We start from the raw sequence: 15,296 nt of genomic DNA, 5'->3' as shown, positions 1-15,296 counted from the left end.
TTCAAGTCTAGATCACTGGCATAAGCGCACCTGCCAGAAGGCGAAGAATTTTTCTATATGGGCCTCGGTCGCGTGGTATCGCAAGGAAATCGGAATCCGACCATGCAGGTGCGGCGGAGGGGGCCCAAAACCGGTGTTTGCTATCTGGCATGCACAATGCTTCGCTTTGATGCCGTCCACCCGCACCGATGCACCACCAACAGCCCGACTTCCTTGACAACCTGAACCAGGAGTTCAAGAACGGGCGGCGGTGGCTGGAGCGCAGCGTGGTACTGGCCTACGCCGCCGCAGCGGGCCTGTGCGTGGTGGTGTTCACGTTGATGGCTGAGCACGCGTTCGGGCTGTTTGAGCGCATTTTCCATTGGCAGGGGGGCTGGGCGGTGCTGCTGTGGACGCCCGCCGTGACCGCCCTCGCCGTGTGGGCCACACGCCGGTGGGCCCCCGGGGCTGCAGGGTCGGGCATTCCGCAGGTCATGGTGGCGCTGGAGCCCGGGCTGGACGCAGGCCAGCGCAGCCGTTTTGTGTCGCTGTGGCTGTCGTTCTCCAAGATGGTGCTGGCCAGCGCGGGCTTTGCGGCGGGGCTGTCGATCGGGCGCGAGGGGCCCTCTGTACAGGTGGCGGCGGGGGTCATGCACCACGCGCGGCGCTGGTTTGGCCCGCACTCAGGCATTACCGGCCATGGGTTGCTGGTGGCCGGCGGTGCGGCGGGCATCGCTGCCGCGTTCAATGCACCCCTGGCGGGGGTGGTGTTTGCGTTCGAGGAGCTGTCGCGCAAGCTCGAGTCGCGCTCCAGCGGTTTGCTGATTGCAGGCATTGTGCTGGCGGGCCTGATGGGGGTGTCGGCCTTCGGCAACCTGAGCTACTTTGGCCGCATTCAGGTGCCCAGGCTCACGTGGGATGCGCTGCTGCCCGGTCTCTGCGTCACGCTGGTGTGCGGTGGTTTGGGCGGGCTGTTTGCCAAGCTCATGGCCGCGTCGTTGACGGCTGCCCCAGAGCGCCTGAACCGGTGGCGGGCACGGTTTCCGGTGCGCTTTGCCGCGCTGGGGGCGCTGGTCGTCGCGATCATCGGACTGGTGACCGGAGGGGCTACGTTTGGTGCAGGCTCCGAGGCGGTCAAGCACATGCTGGAAGGGCAGGCGGATATGCCGGCGTTCTACGTCACGCTGAAGTTCGTGGCCACCTGGCTGTCGGCATGGGTGGGGATTCCGGGCGGCATCTTTGCGCCGTCGCTGTCGATAGGTGCGGGGGTGGGGCACAACGTGGCCGTGCTCATGGGCCATGACATTGCTCCCGCGTTGATTGCCATGGGCATGGCGGCGTTTCTGGCCGCAGTGACGCAGGCGCCCATTACCGCCTTCATCATCGTGATGGAGATGGTGGACGGCCACTCCATGGTGCTGAGCCTGATGGCGTCGGCCATGCTGGCCAGCCTAGTGTCGCGCATGGTGGCGCGGCCCTTGTACGAAACCTTGGCCCTCTACATGCTGAGTACCTTGCAGCCCGTAGCGGCACCGCCGACTGCCGAGCCGGTGCCCGAGCCAGCCCCTGCCGATGCGACGGCTAACTCGTCGGCACCGCATGGAGAGCCCGAGGTCTCAGTAGAACCGATCAAGCCCCCGTCTGCGTCCTAGTGCGGGCCTTGGGTTGCTGCTGCCCCCTCGGCGGACGCGACCTGCGTGGAAAGCGGCCATGCCAGCGAATGGCATCGTTACTCAGCGGCTCCCAAGCCGCTGTGGAGCGATCATTGACCGGTTGGCGCGCCGTCAGTGTCCCCTGGGCCGCGGGCGCTGTGGGCCATCTCCAACTGCATCATCACCATGTTGACCAGCGTGTGCACCGACGGTCGTCCGGTCTCGATCACGTAGTGGGCGGTCTCGCGGTACAGGTGGTCGCGCTGGGCGTAGAGGTCGCGCAGCTTGTCCATGGGGTTGCCGCCTTGCAGCAGGGGGCGGGTCTTGTCGTGTTTGACGCGCTTGAAGATTTCTTCGGGCGAGGCGCGCAGGTACAGCACGTTGCCGAACTGGCGCAGCACCTCGCGGTTCTCGGGGCGCAGCACGGCGCCGCCGCCGGTGGACAGGACCATGCCGCCGGGCTGGCGGGCCACGTCGGCCAGCACCTGGGCCTCGATGTCGCGAAAGCGGGCTTCGCCCTCGGCCTCGAAGAAGCTGCGGATGGTGGTGCCCAGGGTTTGTTCCAGCCGGTGGTCCAGGTCGATGAAGGGCACGCCCGCGCGGTGGGCCAGTTGCCGGCCGACGGTGGATTTTCCCGAGCCGGGCATGCCGACCAGTGCGCAGCGAATCTGCATAGGTTCAAAAAAGAGATCTGGGGGACGGGCTTGCCAGCGGTGTGTGAGGCCGCGGCGTGCCGAAACTGGACGTTGAGTGTAAGCCTGCCCTTCTGGCGCCAGATTTAGAGCGTAGCCTTTGCAACTGGCACGACCCCCGCCAGGGACGCCGAGCAAGGGCCGCCCCGCAGCGAGGGCGTCGTCCCCCTGCCCGCGCGCAGCGCGAGAGCGGGGGGCTGAGGGCCGCGGCTCCAAGCCTGCCTGCGCAGGCTTGGACGGCCTGAAGAGCTGCCGCCTCTGGCGGCTGCCCCGTGGCGCGCGCTCAGGGGGGTGTCCCAATCAAAGAGCTGCGTACACCAGCGCCGGATACAGCTCGCACAGATACCGCAGCTGGCCGGGCGCCTGGGTGAGCAGGATGGCGAACAGGTCTTCCGCCGGGTCCACAAAGAAGAAGGTGCCGCCCAGGCCGCTCCAGCTGTAGTGCCCGGCCGATCCGGGGCGGGTGGCCTGGCCCGTGGCAGTGCGCACGGCCACGCCCAGCCCAAAGCCGTAGCCGGTGGGCAGAATGTCGCCCGCCACGGGCAGGTTGCCCAGGTGGTCGGCGGTCATGAAGTCCACCGTGGCGCGGCCCAGCAGGCGCACGGGGGCGTCCATACCGTCGGGCCCGGGGGCGGTGCCCCGGCCCAGCATGAGCTGCAGAAAGCGCGCGTAGTCGCTGGCGGTAGACACCAGCCCGCCACCGGCCGACTCGAACACGGGCGGCGCGGTCACGTCGATCAGAGGCATGCTGATGCCGGTCTGCGGGTCGCGTTCAAAGGCTTCGGCCAGGCGGTGCTGCTGCGCGGCGGGCACCGAGAAGCCCGTGTCGTGCATGCCCAGCGGGCCGAACACGCGGCGCTGCAGGATGGCGCCCAGGCTTTCGCCCTCGATCACCTCCAGCACCGCGCCCAGCACGTCGGTAGCGCGGCTGTATTCCCAGCGGGTGCCGGGCTGGTGGACCAGGGGCAGGGGGCCCAGCGCCTTAACCAGATCCGCGTTGCTGTGGCGGCGCGAGCCGACGCGGGCGGCGCGGTAGGCGTCGGGCACTGTGCCCGCCTCCCACGCGTAGCTCAGGCCGGCGGTGTGGCGCAGCAGGTCGTGCACCGTGGCCTCGCGCTGCACGGGGGCGGTGGTGCCGGTGGCTTCGTCGTACACGCGCTGGCCGGCAAACGCGGGCAGGTAGTGCGCCACGGGGTGCGACAGCAGCAGGCGGCCTTCTTCCATGAGCATCATCGCCACCAGCGAGGCGATGGGCTTGGTCATGGAATAAATGCGGAACAACGTGTCCGGCGCCATGGCGGGCACCGCCGATTCGGCGCTGGGCGGGCGCTGGTGGCCCACCGCCGTGTGCAGCACCGTGTGGCCCTGGTGGTGGACAAGTGCGACGGCGCCGGGCAGCAGGCCCTGGTCCACATGGGTTTGCAGCACGGAGCGCAGGCGGGCGAGGGCGGTGGGGTTCATGGCAGTGGGAAGTGGGTTTTGAGGTAATTTTGGCCAGTAGCGCAAGTGCATATTGCGCTGGTAGCTATCAAAAACAGAGCGTATGACGCAGGCCTTCCATGGTGGCTTCAGGGCGTCGCATTGGCCGCGCGGCTGCGTTCCTGCTCTTGCAGCTCGCGCCACTGCACCTTGCCCGTGCCGGACTTGGGCAGGCTGTCCACCAGCTGCACGATGCGGGGGCTTTTGTAGGCGGCCATGTGTTCGTGGCTCCAGTCGATGATGGACTGCTCGCTCACCTGGCCTTTGAAGGCGTCGCGCAGCACGACCAGGGCCTTCACCGTCTCGCCCCGCCGCTCGTCGTGCGCGGCGATCACGCACACCTCCTGGATGGCGGGGTGGGCGTACATCATGGCCTCGACCTCGGCGGGCCAGACCTTGAAGCCCGACGCATTGATCATGCGCTTGAGCCGGTCCACCATGAAGAAGTAGCCATCTTCATCCACCTGCGCCAGGTCGCCCGTGCGCAGAAAGCGCTTGCCGTCCAGCGTCACAAAACTGTCGCCGGTGGCCTGCGGGTTGTTCCAGTAGCCCAACATGACCTGCGGGCCATGCACCACGATCTCGCCGATCTCGCCCGGGGGCAGTTCGGCGAACGTGGCCGGGTCCACCACGCGCGCATCCACGTCGAACACCGGGATGCCCAGGCACTGCGGCTTGGGGCGGTGGGGCGGGTTGATGTGCGTGGCGGCCATGGTTTCAGACATGCCATAGCCCTCCACGTAGTCGAGCCCGGTCAGGTCCTTCAGCTGCTGCGCCACGGCCTTGGGCATGGCCGCGCCGCCGCCGCGTATGGCCTGGATGCTGCTGATGTCGTAGTCGGCGATGCGCGGGTTGGCCAGAAAGTCCACCACCATGGTCGAGATGGCCTGCCAGATGGTGACCCGGTAGCGCTGGATGAGCTGGGCAGCCGCATCGCGGTCCCAGCGCGGCAGCACGACCACGGTGGCACCCACAAACAGCGGCCCGTTCATGCTGCCCGACAGGCCGGTGACGTGGAACAGCGGCAGCACGGTGAGGTAGGTCGAATCCTGCGTGCGCGAAAACCACTGCGCGCCGCCCACCAGTGTGCTCATGGCGCTGCGGTGCGTGTGCATGCAGCCCTTGGGGTGGCCCGTGGTGCCCGAGGTGTAGGGCATCACGCACAGGTCGTCGGGCCCGGTGGTGATGGGGCCCGGGGTGCGCTGCTGCGCCAGCATGTCGCTCCACAGCGTGACGCCGGGGGCATCAATGGCCTGGCGCGGAGCGCTGACGAACGCGGGCACGGGCAGGTCGGTGGGCACCTGCAGGTAGTCGCTGTACGCGGCCACGATGAGGTGCTTCAGCTTGCCTTCCCCGCCTGCCACATCCACCAGCGGCTGCACCTGCGCATGCAGGTCCTGCGGCACAAAGGCCACGGTCGCGCCGCTGTCGTGCACATAGTGGCGCAGTTCGTCGGTGCGGTTCATGGGGTTCACCGGCACCACCACCGCGTTGGCGCGCAGGATGCCGTAGAACGCCAGAATCCACTGCGGGCTGTTCTGCATGTACAGCAGCACCCGGTCGCCCGCCTTCACGCCACACACCTGCTGCAAGAAGCCCGCGATGTGCTCGGCCTGCTGCTGGAACTGGCGGAAGGTCACCAGCGTGTCGTAGAACACCAGAAACGGCTTGTCCGGGTAGCGCGCGGCCGACACCTCGGCGTTGTGAAACAGATGAGTCTGTGGCAGCGTGAGGTGGCAGGGCAGGCCGGGCGGCCAATGGGCGAGGTGGCGGTCGGACATGGGATACGGAACGCTGGGTTGGTTCGTGCGGGGCGCAGACCTGACGAAGCAGGTCGCGCCCCAGGGGGCGTTAAATCAAGCTAGCGCCACCATCCACCACGATGGACTCACCCGTGATGTGCCGCGAGGCGTTGGACGCCAGGAACACCACCGCGCCCTTGAGGTCCTCTTCGCCGCCAATGCGGCGCAGGGGGGTGCGCTCGATCATGGCCGGGCCCAGCTTTTCGATCAGGCCGCTGGCCATCTTGCTGGGGAAGAAGCCGGGGCAGATCGCATTGACGCGAACGCCGTAGTGCCCCCATTCGGACGCCAGCGTGCGCGCAAAGTGCAGCGCCGCCGCCTTGGAGGTGTTGTAGGCAATGGTGTTCATGCCCGGGGGCGTGCCCTTGAGCGCGGCCACCGAGGCTGTGACGATGATCGAGCCCTTGCCGCGCGGAATCATGCAGCGCTTGCCCACTTCGCGCGACAGGAAGAACGGTGCGCTCACGTTCAGGTCCATCACCTTGTGCCAGGCGGCATCGGGGTAGTCCTCGGCCTTGGCGCCCCAGGTGGCACCTGCGTTGTTGACCAGGATGTCGATGGTGCCAAAGCGTTCGACCACCTGGTCCACCAGGCCGGGGATGTCCTCGGTCTTTTGCAGGTCGTTCACCACGGTCAGCACCTCGTAGCCCATGCCTTCCAGGTGCTTTTTGGCCTCGGCCAGCTCATCGGCCTTGCGCGCGGTGATGGCGAGTTTGGCGCCCATTTCGCCCAGGGCTTCGGCCATCTGCAGGCCCAGGCCGCGCGAGCCGCCGGTGACCAGGGCGACCTGGCCGGTGAGATCGAAGAGTTGCTTGACGCTCATGGAGAAAACGCTTTCGTGCAGAGAGAGGGTGAAGGTGAATGAATGCCCGATCCCGGGCCCTGGTGGCTCGTGGCGCGCCGGGTGGGGCGAAGGGGTGCAGGGAAGGCGGCGGTGGCCGCCGTGCAAGCTGGTCGGTCAGCGCTTCATGCTAGCCCCGCACCCGCCTGGTGTAAAACCGCCGCTGTCACCTTTGAAACTCTGCGCGCTGCCGCCTTCCCGCCGCTTGTGGGATGGCGCCTACCCGCACTTGCGACCACGGCGGATGGACGGATGCGCGCCCTGGCCCTAGGCTCGCAGGGATGAACGAGTCTTCCCCACCCCTAGCGACAACCCCCTGGCTTGCCCGCATGGCCCAGCCCTTGCAGCCGCTGGGGCGCCTGGTGCAGCCGTTCTGGCGCGCCGCGCAGATGTGGCTGGACGCCGACGGGCTGCGCATGAGTGCGGCCATGTCGTTCTACGGCATGCTGAGCCTGGCGCCCCTGCTGCTGCTGCTGGTGGGCGTGCTGGGCTGGTGGGTGGACCGCAGCTACCTGGAGAGCAGCCTGGTCGCCCAGGTGCAGTCGGTGATGGGCCAGCAAGTGGCCGACGTGGTGCGCCAGGCCCTGGCCAGCGCCCAGGCGCCGTCCGAGGGGCGGCTGGCATCGGTCATCGGATTTGTGGTGCTGGTCTCGGGCGCCACCGGGGTGTTTGTGGAGTTGCAGTCTGCGCTGGAGCGGCTGTGGCGCCGTGACGATGACACGCCGCCCCAGCGCGCCGCGTGGTGGCGCATGGCGTCGCTGCGGCTGCGGGGGCTGGCCTATGTGCTGGCGCTGGGGTTCTTGCTGCTGGTGTCGCTGGCGCTGTCCACCTTGATCCACCTGTTGGCGGGCTGGGCCGGGCAGCATCTGGCCGCAGGCCACCTGCCTGTTTTGGCGCCCCTGGCGCCGCTGCTGCAGCTCGTCAACGAAGCCATTGCTTTTGGCCTGGCTGTGGCGCTGTTTGTGGGGCTCATGCGCATTGGTGCGGGCCCCAAGCCGTCGCTGCGCTACCTGGTGATGGGCGCCGTGGTGGGGGCCTCGCTGTTCACGGTGGGCAAGCAGCTGCTGGCCTGGTACCTGTCCACCGCCGCTGTGGTGTCGGCCTACGGGGCGGCGGGCTCGCTGGTGGTGCTGCTGATGTGGATCTACTTTTCGTCGGCCATCCTGCTGTTTTCTGCGAGTTGTGCGCAGGCGCTGGAGGATGCCTTGCATTCCGGCCCGCGCCGCCCAGCGGCGTTGGCGCGCTGGGCTGCATCCGCCCGGGCACGGGTGCAGGAGTTGTAAATGTTGGCAACAGGGCGCTGTACACCGATGCGGTGGTGCGGGCCTCACCGGGGCAGTTGCCATGATGGTCCCGGTGCGCTGCCAGGCAGGGCGCGCAGGGGCTCTCCGCTAGGCCATCGGGCACAAATGCCGCCAAAAGAGGCTTACCGCTGCTTACTGCCGCTTACAAACCGGCCACACCGCAGCGTTCGCCGCTGTGTACCTTTCGCTCATCTGGTCCGTTGAAACACCACGGCCCCATCCCGTAGCGGGCGCACAGCGCTTTCTTTGCACACCCGCCCCCCTGCGGACTTCTCCGATACGAACAAGGAAATGACCATGAACCTGACGGTTTCTTCTCCCACCCCGCCTGCGTCCATCCCCGCTGCGGTCCCCGCTGGCCCGGCCCTGAAATGGATGTGGGCAGCCATTGGCGTACTGGGCGTGAGCGTGCTGGCCCTGGGCGCCACCCTGGTGATGCAAAACCGGGCACCGGCGGCAGCCGATGCGGCAGCCCCCGCCACCCTGGCAGCGGCCCCCCGCACGCCTGAGGCCGAGATCATTGAAGAAAAACGCGCCCAAGCGCCGGTCGCACCTGCCCAGAGTGCTATGAATAGCGGAGCAAATTACCGTCAGCAGACCGGCGGCAGCGCAGGCCGATCCGGCGACATGGCGGGCGGCATGGCCCCCGGGGGTGTGGCCCAGCCCGTGCGTGCAGCGGCGCCGGTGTGCCGCAGCTGTGGCCGCGTTGAATCGGTGCAGGCGGTTCAGCAGGCCGCGCCCGCCACGGGCGTAGGCGCCGTGGCCGGTGGCGTGCTGGGTGCCGTGGTGGGCAACCAGATCGGCAAGGGCAGCGGCCGCACCGCCGCCACCGTGCTGGGCGCCGTGGGCGGTGGCTATGTGGGCCACAAGGTGGAAGAGCGCACCCGCACCCACACGGTGTACCAGGTGGCGGTGCGCATGGAAGACGGCTCGCTGCGCCACTTCCAGCGCGCAGAACCCACGGCAGTGGGCACGCCCGTGGTGCTGCAGGGCAAGGGCTTCCGCGTGGACCAGGGCGGCTCGGCCCGGGCGGCAGACCCCTATGCGCAGCCACAGCCCCAGCCAGGTGCGGTGCGGGTGTCGGACACCTACTGAGCCCATTGCTTCCCTCCAAACAAAAGCCCGCAAATGCGGGCTTTTGTTTTTGTCGCTGTTGATTGCTGGTGGCTGGTGAGCGGGTTACAGCACCACCGGGATCTCGGTCGCAGGCGGCGTGTTGCGGCTGCGGCCGCAGCGCACCAGGCCGTCGATCATCACCATGCCAATGCCCGGGATGTCGCCCAGCTGCACGCTCTCCAGCAGCGTGGCGCCAGCGGTGTGCTGCGCCCGGTCCATGAACACAAAGTCGGCCGCGCGGCCCGCTTCGATCAGGCCGCAGTTCAGGTTGCGGATGCGCGCCGTGTTGCCCGTGGCAAAGCAGAACACCAGCTCGGCGGGGATGTCGGCAAAGCTCGACAGCAGCGCAATCATGCGCAGCATGCCCAGCGGCTGCACGCCCGAGCCCGCCGGGCCGTCCGTGCCCAGAATCACGCGGTGCGGGCACTTCAGCTCCATGGCTGCGCGCGCGGCCTGGATGGCGATCTTCTCGTTGCCGTTGTGCACTAGCTCGATCGCGCGGGACGATTTCTCGCACAGCTCGCACACATGCTTCCAGGGCAGCGAGGTGTGGCCGCCGTTGATGTGGCCGATCACGTCGGCATCCGCCTCCAGCACCACGTCCTTGTCGATCAGGCCCGAGCCCGGGATGGACGGGCCGCCCGTGTGGATGGTGCTCTGGATGCCGTGCTTGCGCGCCCAGGCCACCATCTGTTGGGCCTCGTAGCCCGCCTTGACGGAGCCCAGGCCCACTTCGCCCAGCAGGGTCACGCCCGCGTCGGCCATGTCCTTGAAGTCCTGCTCGGTCATGCCTTTTTCGATGACCGGGGCGCCCGCGATCACCTTCACCCCACCAGGGCGGAAGTTGTCGAACGCACGCTGCGCGGTGATGGCCAGGGCCTTCAGGCCCACGATGTCCTTGGGGCGGCCGGGTAGGTGCACTTCGCCGGCCGAGACCATGGTGGTCACGCCGCCGTTCATGGTCGAGTCGATCCAGCCGATCTGGTTCTGGCGCGGCGTCCAGTCGCCAAACACCGGGTGCACGTGGCTGTCGATCAGGCCCGGCGCCACACAGGTCTGGCGCGCGTCGATCACGGTGTTCGCGTGGTCGGTATCGCAGTCCTTGTAGCGGCCCACGGCCACGATGAGGCCGTCATTCACCACGATGGTGTCGGCGTCGAGGATGGGGCGGTCCAGGTCGCCCGACAACAAAAGACCGATGTTCTGGATGACGACCTTGCCCGATTTGCCGCCTGCTGCTGCTTCTGCCATGGATTCTCCTCGTGGGGTGGTGGGCGGGGCGCCACGCGGCACTCCGCAGGGAAAAATCTCTTAGAACGTGTTGACGATCTTTTCGGGGCCGCGTTGGGGCGCAATCGGGATGAGTGGATGCTTCGGGTGCGCCGCATGGGCTCGTGCCCATGCAAGCAGCCGGGGCTTCCAATCGCCCGATTTCGCCCCAACCCTTCGGGCAAGTGCCTTGCCGGGCGGTCTGCGGCGTTGCGGCGCTTGCCAATAGCCAAGCTATTGGCTGCGCACCGCGCCTTGCATCCCATCCCGGCAAGGTACTTGCGTGGCCCTGCAAAGATCGTAAACACGTTCTTATTGATCTTGTCGATTCAGGCCGTTGCTGCCGCCTTGCCCTTGGGCAGGTGGGGGCCGGGCGCCACGGTGCGCAGCACGGTGTCGATGACAAACGACTCCCAGTGCGCCAGCGCGTCGGGCGTCTCCAGGTCTTCACCCAGAAAGGCCGACAGCGTGTGCCGGTTGGACATGTAGAAGTAGCCCGTGGCTGCGATCAGCAGGTACACATCGCGCGCCGACACGTCCTTGCGGAACAGGCCCTGCGCCTGGCCGCTTTCGAGCACGCGACGGATCACCTCGATGGCGGGCGATGAGTATTCGCGGGCCCGCATCGACTTGGAGATGTGCTTGCCCTTGTGCAGGTTCTCGGTGTTGAGCAACGTGATGAACTCGGGGTTCTTGCGGTAGTAGCCCACCACAAAGCGGATCACGGCCTGCAGTGCCTCTACCGGTTTGGCGGTGTCCAGGTCCAGTTTGGATTCCGCGTCGTTCATGCGCCGGTAGGTTTCCTCCAGCACCTCGATGAACAGGCCTTCCTTGCTGCCGAAGTAGTAGTAGATCATCCGGTCGAAGGACTTGGCGGCCTTGGAGATCTTCTCCACGCTGCCGCCTTCGTAGCCGTAGCGGGCGAACACCTTGGTCGCCGCTTTCAGGATGTTGTCGCGCGTGGTCTGTGCGGCCTGCTCGCGCACGCCCGTCTTGCGGGCAGAGGCTGCGCGGGGGGACGCGGTCCGGGTCTTGGTGGGAGTGGCAGACATGGCGGGTCCTGGTGGATGGCGCGGGCCCCGGGAGTGGAGCCCGCCGGGGATCACTGCTCTGCGAACGCGCGTTCGATCACGAAGTCGCCAGGCTTCGTGGTGTTGCCTTCATTGAAGCCGCGCTCTTCCATCATGTGCTTGAGGTCGCGCAGCATCTCGGGGCTGCCGCAGATCATCACGCGGTCTTCGGCGGGGTTGAGCGCGGGCAGGCCCAAGTCGCGCGCCAGCTGGCCGTTCTCGATGATCGTGGTGACGCGGCCCTGGTGCTTGAAGGCCTCGCGCGTCACGGTGGGGTAGTACTTGAGCTGCTTGCTGACCATCTCGCCCAGGAACTCGTGCTTGGGCAGTTCTTCGGTGATGTAGTCGTGGTAGGCCAGCTCCTTCACCTCGCGCACGCCGTGCACCAGGATGACTTCCTCGAACTTCTCGTAGGTCTCGGGGTCGCGGATCAGGCTCAGGAACGGTGCCACGCCCGTGCCGGTGGAGAGCATGTACAGGCGCTTGGCGGGCAGCAGGTAGTCGATCAGCAAGGTGCCCGTGGGCTTTTTGCCGACCACGATGGTGTCACCCACCTTGATGTGCTGCAGGCGCGAGGTCAGCGGGCCGTCGGGCACCTTGATGGACAGGAACTCCAGGTGCTCTTCGTAGTTGGGGCTCACGATGCTGTAGGCGCGCAGCAGGGGTTTGCCGTTTTCGCCGCGCAGGCCAATCATCGTGAAATGGCCGTTGGAGAAGCGCAGCGCGGTGTCGCGCGTGGTGGTGAAGGAGAAAAGGCGGTCCGTCCAGTGGTGGACCGTCAGGACGCGTTCGTCAAGAAAGGCGCTCATGGTGCGTTAGATGGAAAAGTTGGAAGCAAATAAGGAATTTGGCTGAAGAGCAGGGCCCTGTGCGCTCTACAGCGCAATGTTCAGGCCTGAAAGCTTGTGGCTCACAACCCTCCATTGTTCCGCATCTGGCAAAGCCGCTTTTCTTTTGGTGATTGTGGGGAGCGTGGGCGCCAGCTTTTTGTTGAACTGCAGAAAGATTTCCATGCCTTCGGGCAGGTCGTCTTCGGCATAGATGGCGTTGGCCGGGCACTCCGGAATGCACACCGCGCAGTCGATGCATTCGTCCGGGTCAATGACCAGGTATTCCGGCCCTTCCTTGAAGCAATCGACAGGGCACACATCGACGCAGTCGGTGTACTTGCACCGAATGCAGGCGTCTGTCACAACGTGCGTCATTTTGGGGCTCCTCATGCACCATTTTTGGGGGCGCAAAAACACCATTGCAGAGTCTGATTGATTCCGCTACATTGACATCAAATGTAGTGTTCACAACATTTAAGTTAAGTGAATGCTACACAAAATGCAATGCGCGTACAAGCACTTGCCACAATGCAATGAATGGGCCGCCACGATGACTGAACACACCAAGACCGACGGGCTACCTGGCATGGATGCGCCGGATCTGCCGCAGGTGCTCGAGCGCGCCCGGCCTCGCAACGAGCGCATGAACGCTGCCAAGGTCGAGTGCAATGCGTGTCCGGTGCTGTGCCAGATTTCCGAAGGCCGTGCAGGGGCTTGCGACCGTTATGCCAACCACGCGGGCGTGCTTGTGCGGCTGGACCCGGTGGTGCTGCTGCGCAAGACCCTGGAGGCGGGCGAGGCCACGCTGGTGCCGTTTGCGGGCCGCGCCCCGGCTGCAGAAGACGCAGAGACCGCAGTGGCTTCAGAACCCGCATGGAACGGCGACCTGCTGCTGTCTGAAGAGGTGTTCGTGACGGGCGTGGGCTCGTCCACCACCTACCCCGACTACAAGCCGGCGCCCTTCATCGTGGGTTCCCAGACCGATGGCGTGGACATGGTCACCGTGGTCACCGAGGGCATCTTCAGCTACTGCAGCTTCAAGGTGAAGATCGACACCGACCGCTTCCTCGGCTCCGAGCAGGCCAACGTGCGCTGCAAGGGCGAGGTGGTGGGCCATGTGACCACGGCAGAGTACGGCTCGCAGATGCTGTCGCTGGGCGGTGTGCACCACCTCACGGGTGGCACCAAGAAGGAAGGCCGCATCACCGCCGAGATGATGCAGGCGCTGGGCAACAAGCAGGCGGTGGAGTTCACCATCGACGGCGGCTCGCAGCTCGTGATCCAGGCGGGGCGTGCGCCCATCGTCAACGGTGTGGCCGAGCAGCGCATGCGCGTGGGCTGCGGCTCTGCGGCCATTGGCATCTTTGCGCGCCAGTTCTTCGGCCATGCCGACGAGGTGGTGGTGGTGGACGACCACATCACCGGGGTGCTCACCGAGCACCAGGCGGGTCGCTGTCTGGACATGAATCCCTCGGGCATCCAGATGCGCGGGCGCAAGTCCACGCCGGGCCGCTACTTTCAGGTGGCCAACCCGGGCACCGGCTGGGGTGGCACCGACATTGCCGACCCGCTGTCCATCATCGAGGGCTGGGACGAATCCGTCGCCTGGCCGGGGTTGCGCCTCTTGATGACCTCCACCACGGGGGAGCACGCCTCCTGGTACGTGCTGGACGAGCAACTGAATCCGGTGGAAGCCGAGATGCCCGTCGAGGTGCGTCGCATCGTGGACCGCATCGGCGAAAACTGCGAGCCTTCGCTGGCGTCTGTGCTGTTCCTCGGCGGTGCGGGCGGCAGCCTGCGCGCAGGGGTCACCGAGAACCCGGTGCTGCTCACACGCTCCATCAAGAACGCGCTGGTCAACGTGACCTGTGGCGGTGCCCCGGCCTATGTGTGGCCGGGTGGCGGTATCACCGTGATGGCCGACGTGCTGCGAATGCCCGACAACAGCTTTGGCACCGTGCCCACGCCCGCCATCGTGGCGCCCATCGAGTTCAGCATGCGCCGTGCGGACTATGAAGCGCTGGGCGGCCACACCGAACAGATCCGCAGCCTGCGTGAAGTGCTGGAGCGCGGTGCGTGGCACAACGACGGTGCACCGCAGGCGCGCGTGTGGCAGACCTTGCCCGCCGCCAACCCGTGGCCGCTGGGCCGACCGCCTCTGCTGGGTTGATATGAAATACCCCCTGAGTCGCTTCGCGCCTTCCCCCTCCAGGGGGACGACACCCTCGCTGCGGGGCGGCCCTTGCTCGGCGTCTCTGGCGGGGGCCGCGCCGGTGTTTAGGGCTGCGGGCGGTGCGCCCTGCGGTGAGTACTGAAACGCACATGCAAGCCGCTCGCAAGCTCCTGTCCGACGACCGCTGGCATTTCCAGCATGGTCCGATGGACCTCATCCTCCAGGCCGAAGGGGTGCGCGACGTTGTGGCCCAGGCGCACGAACGCGCCTGGCAACGTTTTGAAGGGCTGCTGCAGGAGCTGGTGAATGAACTTCCCGGCCTGCGCGCGCCGGTGGGTGCGCACTGCACGTTGCAGGGCGTGGTGGCGCGTCGCATGTGGGCCGCCTGCAGTCCCTACCGCGCAGGCTTCATCACATCGATGGCGGCGGTGGCGGGTGCAGTGGCGCAGGAGATTCTGGCCTGCTACGAGCAGCCGGGCATAGACCGCGCCTGGGTCAACAACGGCGGCGACATTGCGCTGCACCTGGCGCCCGGCCAGTCGGTCACGGTGGGGGTGTACGCTGACATCGCCGCACTGAATGCGGCACAGTTGCGCAACGGTTTGGTGCTGGATGGGCAGATCCGCATCGACAGCGCCATGCCAGTGCGCGGTGTGGCCACCAGCGGCTGGCGGGGGCGCAGCCAGTCGCTGGGCATTGCGGACAGCGTCACGGTGCTGGCGCGTACGGCGGCGCAGGCCGATGCGGCGGCCACCATCGTGGCCAACGCGGTGAATGTGGCCGATGCGCGGATTGTGCGCAGGCCCGCGTGGCAGGTGCGGGACGACAGTGACCTGGGGGCCATTCCAGTCACCGTGGATGTCCCTGCCTTGCCCAGGGAGCTGGTGGCCCGGGCATTGCACCAGGGGCTGCAAAAAGCGCAAGAATTGCAGTTCAGCGGCCTGCTGTGGTTTGCGCTGCTGGCGTGCCAGGGGCAGTTGGTGGCGACCTCGGCGCCCCAGGCGCTGGCGGATGCGGTATGGCCCCGGGATCCGGCGTTGGAATCGGAAGTTGGTTCAGTATTTGCTTAACGAAATGCACAGGTCTCCA

The 15,296-nt window shown here is 66.7% G+C and carries 13 protein-coding genes and 1 CRISPR repeat array (1 of these 14 cut by a window edge); of the genes, 5 read left to right on the top strand and 8 right to left on the bottom strand.

What is annotated here, in order from left to right; genetic code table 11:
• Positions 1-31: direct repeats of the CRISPR family, unit length 27 nt (it extends 261 nt beyond the left edge of the window).
• Between the two features lie 157 nt (positions 32-188).
• Positions 189-1,631 carry a chloride channel protein gene (locus DNK89_RS13465; protein ID WP_110960518.1) on the top strand — a complete coding sequence of 481 codons (1,443 nt, stop codon included), beginning with the start codon at positions 189-191 and terminating at the stop codon, positions 1,629-1,631.
• Between the two features lie 110 nt (positions 1,632-1,741).
• On the opposite strand, the gene DNK89_RS13460 is transcribed toward DNK89_RS13465, so the two are convergent.
• The 4 genes from DNK89_RS13460 to DNK89_RS13445 form a co-directional block, all read right to left on the bottom strand.
• Entirely contained in the window at positions 1,742-2,305 is a 564-nt protein-coding gene (locus DNK89_RS13460) for a shikimate kinase (protein WP_110960517.1), read from the bottom strand.
• A gap of 318 nt (positions 2,306-2,623) precedes the next feature.
• Positions 2,624-3,784, bottom strand: coding sequence for a serine hydrolase (locus DNK89_RS13455; RefSeq protein ID WP_110960516.1), 1,161 nt, complete (start codon positions 3,782-3,784; stop codon positions 2,624-2,626).
• A gap of 107 nt (positions 3,785-3,891) precedes the next feature.
• Positions 3,892-5,583 carry a long-chain fatty acid--CoA ligase gene (locus DNK89_RS13450; RefSeq protein ID WP_110960515.1) on the bottom strand — a complete coding sequence of 564 codons (1,692 nt, stop codon included), beginning with the start codon at positions 5,581-5,583 and terminating at the stop codon, positions 3,892-3,894.
• A gap of 70 nt (positions 5,584-5,653) precedes the next feature.
• A complete protein-coding gene (locus tag DNK89_RS13445; RefSeq protein ID WP_056057149.1) occupies positions 5,654-6,427 on the bottom strand; it encodes an SDR family oxidoreductase in 774 nt (257 codons plus the stop codon).
• A 299-nt stretch (positions 6,428-6,726) separates the two neighbouring features.
• Here DNK89_RS13445 and DNK89_RS13440 point away from each other — a divergent pair, with 299 nt between their 5' ends.
• Both DNK89_RS13440 and DNK89_RS13435 read left to right on the top strand, forming a co-directional pair.
• Complete coding sequence (locus DNK89_RS13440) at positions 6,727-7,728, top strand: YihY/virulence factor BrkB family protein (protein WP_110960514.1); 1,002 nt, start codon at positions 6,727-6,729, stop codon at positions 7,726-7,728.
• A gap of 318 nt (positions 7,729-8,046) precedes the next feature.
• On the top strand, positions 8,047-8,844 hold the full coding sequence (locus tag DNK89_RS13435; RefSeq protein WP_110960513.1) for a glycine zipper 2TM domain-containing protein: 798 nt from the start codon (positions 8,047-8,049) through the stop codon (positions 8,842-8,844).
• Positions 8,845-8,928: 84 nt separating this feature from the next.
• On the opposite strand, the gene DNK89_RS13430 is transcribed toward DNK89_RS13435, so the two are convergent.
• The 4 genes from DNK89_RS13430 to fdxA all read right to left on the bottom strand — a co-directional run bounded on the left by DNK89_RS13430 (position 8,929) and on the right by fdxA (position 12,409).
• Positions 8,929-10,116: an amidohydrolase family protein gene (locus DNK89_RS13430; RefSeq protein ID WP_110960512.1), complete on the bottom strand. Its 1,188-nt coding sequence runs from the start codon at positions 10,114-10,116 to the stop codon at positions 8,929-8,931.
• Positions 10,117-10,463: 347 nt separating this feature from the next.
• The gene (locus DNK89_RS13425) at positions 10,464-11,186 is read right to left on the bottom strand and encodes a TetR/AcrR family transcriptional regulator (protein WP_110960511.1); all 723 of its coding nucleotides are present in this window, start codon (positions 11,184-11,186) and stop codon (positions 10,464-10,466) included.
• A 50-nt stretch (positions 11,187-11,236) separates the two neighbouring features.
• Positions 11,237-12,013: a ferredoxin--NADP reductase gene (locus DNK89_RS13420; RefSeq protein ID WP_015012048.1), complete on the bottom strand. Its 777-nt coding sequence runs from the start codon at positions 12,011-12,013 to the stop codon at positions 11,237-11,239.
• 66 nt (positions 12,014-12,079) lie between these two features.
• Positions 12,080-12,409 carry a ferredoxin FdxA gene (fdxA, locus tag DNK89_RS13415; protein WP_056057161.1) on the bottom strand — a complete coding sequence of 110 codons (330 nt, stop codon included), beginning with the start codon at positions 12,407-12,409 and terminating at the stop codon, positions 12,080-12,082.
• A gap of 175 nt (positions 12,410-12,584) precedes the next feature.
• On the opposite strand from fdxA, the gene DNK89_RS13410 reads away from it, so the two are divergent.
• Both DNK89_RS13410 and DNK89_RS13405 read left to right on the top strand, forming a co-directional pair.
• Positions 12,585-14,204: a 6-hydroxynicotinate reductase gene (locus DNK89_RS13410; protein WP_110960510.1), complete on the top strand. Its 1,620-nt coding sequence runs from the start codon at positions 12,585-12,587 to the stop codon at positions 14,202-14,204.
• A gap of 152 nt (positions 14,205-14,356) precedes the next feature.
• Complete coding sequence (locus DNK89_RS13405; protein ID WP_110960509.1) at positions 14,357-15,277, top strand: UPF0280 family protein; 921 nt, start codon at positions 14,357-14,359, stop codon at positions 15,275-15,277.
• Positions 15,278-15,296: the final 19 nt, after the last annotated feature.

The organism is Acidovorax sp. ST3 (assembly GCF_003231145.1).
GTDB lineage: Bacteria > Pseudomonadota > Gammaproteobacteria > Burkholderiales > Burkholderiaceae_C > Acidovorax.
Note: the sequence above shows the minus strand (reverse complement) of the source record. Positions and strands in the feature narration are given on the sequence as shown.

Excerpts from the sequence above, each read along its gene's own strand:
- DNK89_RS13465 (WP_110960518.1), top strand. The coding sequence starts at position 189 with ATGCACCACCAACAGCCCGACTTCCTTGACAACCTGAACCAGGAGTTC.
- DNK89_RS13460 (WP_110960517.1), bottom strand. The coding sequence starts at position 2,305 with ATGCAGATTCGCTGCGCACTGGTCGGCATGCCCGGCTCGGGAAAATCC.
- DNK89_RS13455 (WP_110960516.1), bottom strand. The coding sequence starts at position 3,784 with ATGAACCCCACCGCCCTCGCCCGCCTGCGCTCCGTGCTGCAAACCCAT.
- DNK89_RS13450 (WP_110960515.1), bottom strand. The coding sequence starts at position 5,583 with ATGTCCGACCGCCACCTCGCCCATTGGCCGCCCGGCCTGCCCTGCCAC.
- DNK89_RS13445 (WP_056057149.1), bottom strand. The coding sequence starts at position 6,427 with ATGAGCGTCAAGCAACTCTTCGATCTCACCGGCCAGGTCGCCCTGGTC.
- DNK89_RS13440 (WP_110960514.1), top strand. The coding sequence starts at position 6,727 with ATGAACGAGTCTTCCCCACCCCTAGCGACAACCCCCTGGCTTGCCCGC.
- DNK89_RS13435 (WP_110960513.1), top strand. The coding sequence starts at position 8,047 with ATGAACCTGACGGTTTCTTCTCCCACCCCGCCTGCGTCCATCCCCGCT.
- DNK89_RS13430 (WP_110960512.1), bottom strand. The coding sequence starts at position 10,116 with ATGGCAGAAGCAGCAGCAGGCGGCAAATCGGGCAAGGTCGTCATCCAG.
- DNK89_RS13425 (WP_110960511.1), bottom strand. The coding sequence starts at position 11,186 with ATGTCTGCCACTCCCACCAAGACCCGGACCGCGTCCCCCCGCGCAGCC.
- DNK89_RS13420 (WP_015012048.1), bottom strand. The coding sequence starts at position 12,013 with ATGAGCGCCTTTCTTGACGAACGCGTCCTGACGGTCCACCACTGGACG.
- fdxA (WP_056057161.1), bottom strand. The coding sequence starts at position 12,409 with ATGACGCACGTTGTGACAGACGCCTGCATTCGGTGCAAGTACACCGAC.
- DNK89_RS13410 (WP_110960510.1), top strand. The coding sequence starts at position 12,585 with ATGACTGAACACACCAAGACCGACGGGCTACCTGGCATGGATGCGCCG.
- DNK89_RS13405 (WP_110960509.1), top strand. The coding sequence starts at position 14,357 with ATGCAAGCCGCTCGCAAGCTCCTGTCCGACGACCGCTGGCATTTCCAG.